Here is a 1,882-nt window from a genome sequence, read left to right on the forward strand (position 1 = left end):
CGGGGCGGGCCTTCCGCCCGCCCCGCGCATCCAGAGAGGAGGAAACTCATGTCAAAGTGGATTCTCATGCCGGACTCCTTCAAGGGGACCATGTCCTCCCTGGAGATCTGCCAGCTGATGCGGGAGGCCCTTCTGCGCCACGTGCCGGATGCAGAGGTGGTCTCCATTCCCGTGGCGGATGGCGGCGAGGGGAGCGTGGAGGCGTTTCTGGCCGCCATGGGCGGCCACCGGGTAGAGGTGCCCTGCACCGGTCCGGATTTTCGTAAGATCTCTGGTTTTTACGGTCTGCTGGCCGATGGCTACACCGCCGTGATCGAGATGGCCGCCGCCGCAGGCCTGCCCCTGATGGATGGCCGTCTCTGTGCTGAGGGAGCCACCACCTACGGCGTGGGAGAGCTGATTCTGGCGGCGATCCGGGACGGCGCCAGGCGCATCATTCTGGGCCTGGGCGGCAGTGCCACCAACGACGGCGGCTGCGGCTGTGCCGCCGCTCTGGGCGTCCGCTTTCTGGACGGCACCGGGGCGGAGTACGTCCCCGTAGGCGGCACGCTGGACCGGCTGTGCCGGATCGACATGTCCCATCGCTCCCCCCTGCTGAACGGTGTGGAGATCGTGACCATGTGCGATGTGGACAACCCCCTCTGCGGTCCCAATGGCGCCAGCGCCGTCTTCGGCCCCCAGAAGGGGGCCGACCCTGATATGGTGACCCGTCTGGACCGGAATCTGCGCCACCTGTCGGAGGTGATCCGCCAGGACCTGGGCCGGGAGATCGCAGACCTTCCCGGTGCTGGCGCCGCCGGCGGCATGGGAGCCGGTGTGATGGCCTTCCTGGGCAGTCGCCTGCAGATGGGGATCGAGACAGTCCTGGACACCGTGGGCTTCGATGCCCTGCTGCCTGGTGCCACCGCGGTCCTGACCGGCGAGGGCCGTATCGACTGTCAGAGCCTTCGGGGCAAGGTGGTCATCGGCATCGCCCACCGGGCCCGGCAGGCACGGATCCCAGTGGTGGCCGTGGTGGGCGACGTGGCCCCCGGCGCGGAGGACGCCTATCAAGAGGGCGTCACCGCTATCGTGTCCACCAACCGTCGTGCCGTGCCCTGGGAGGTAGCCCGCCAGTCCGCCCGGGCAGATCTGTGCGCCGCCCTGGAGGATCTCTTCCGGCTCTACAATGCGTTCCGGTCCGCCCGATGACATGAGTGGATTTTTGAAAAGACGGTGCCGGGCGGCAGGAGCCGCCCGGCCTCATTCCCACCGTATCCGGGCTGCCGGCCTCGGGGCACCCTGCCAGCGGCAGCGAGTCTCTCCTCTGCTTCCGGTTTTTTGAAATTTTTCATTTTTTTCGAAGAAACGCTTGACAAACGCTGCCGCCTTCTGGTATAGTAATTGATGCCCGTTCGGGTTAGACATTTGGCGGCATAGCTCAGTTGGCTAGAGCATGCGGTTCATACCCGCAGTGTCCCCGGTTCAAATCCAGGTGCCGCTACCAGATCCATGAAGCGCCCCGGCGCTTCATGGACTTCCAAATGGCCCGTTGGTCAAGTGGTTAAGACACGGCCCTTTCACGGCTGTAACATGGGTTCGAATCCCGTACGGGTCACCATCCCATAGGACGCCGTTGTGCACGGCGTCTTATGGGTAGAAAAAATCACATATCCGTATGGAGGCTTAGCTCAGCTGGTTAGAGCGCCTGCTTCACACGCAGGAGGTCACTGGTTCGAGTCCAGTAGTCTCCACCAATTATCGCCGGAATCTTGTGATTCTGGCGGTTTTCTTTTGGCTTTCGCAACTTTTTTGATGTATTTATTTTTGTACTTCCGCTTTGACCCAAGCCGTGACCCATACGGGAACTAAACTGTACCCCATAAAATGGACACATTGGATT

The 1,882-nt window shown here is 62.6% G+C and carries 1 protein-coding gene and 3 tRNA genes; all 4 read left to right on the plus strand.

The window, feature by feature from the left end; translation table 11 throughout:
* Window positions 1-48 precede the first annotated feature (48 nt).
* The 4 genes from HMPREF1546_RS03160 (at window position 49) to HMPREF1546_RS03175 (ending at window position 1,736) form a co-directional block, all read left to right on the plus strand.
* Window positions 49-1,191: a glycerate kinase gene (locus HMPREF1546_RS03160; RefSeq protein WP_021750300.1), complete on the plus strand. Its 1,143-nt coding sequence runs from the start codon at window positions 49-51 to the stop codon at window positions 1,189-1,191.
* 218 nt (window positions 1,192-1,409) lie between these two features.
* Window positions 1,410-1,486 (plus strand) — tRNA-Met (locus tag HMPREF1546_RS03165).
* Between the two features lie 39 nt (window positions 1,487-1,525).
* Window positions 1,526-1,600 (plus strand) — tRNA-Glu (locus HMPREF1546_RS03170).
* Between the two features lie 59 nt (window positions 1,601-1,659).
* Window positions 1,660-1,736: transfer RNA gene (locus tag HMPREF1546_RS03175), tRNA-Val, on the plus strand.
* Window positions 1,737-1,882: the final 146 nt, after the last annotated feature.

The organism is Oscillibacter sp. KLE 1745, assembly GCF_000469445.2.
GTDB lineage: Bacteria > Bacillota > Clostridia > Oscillospirales > Oscillospiraceae > Oscillibacter > Oscillibacter welbionis.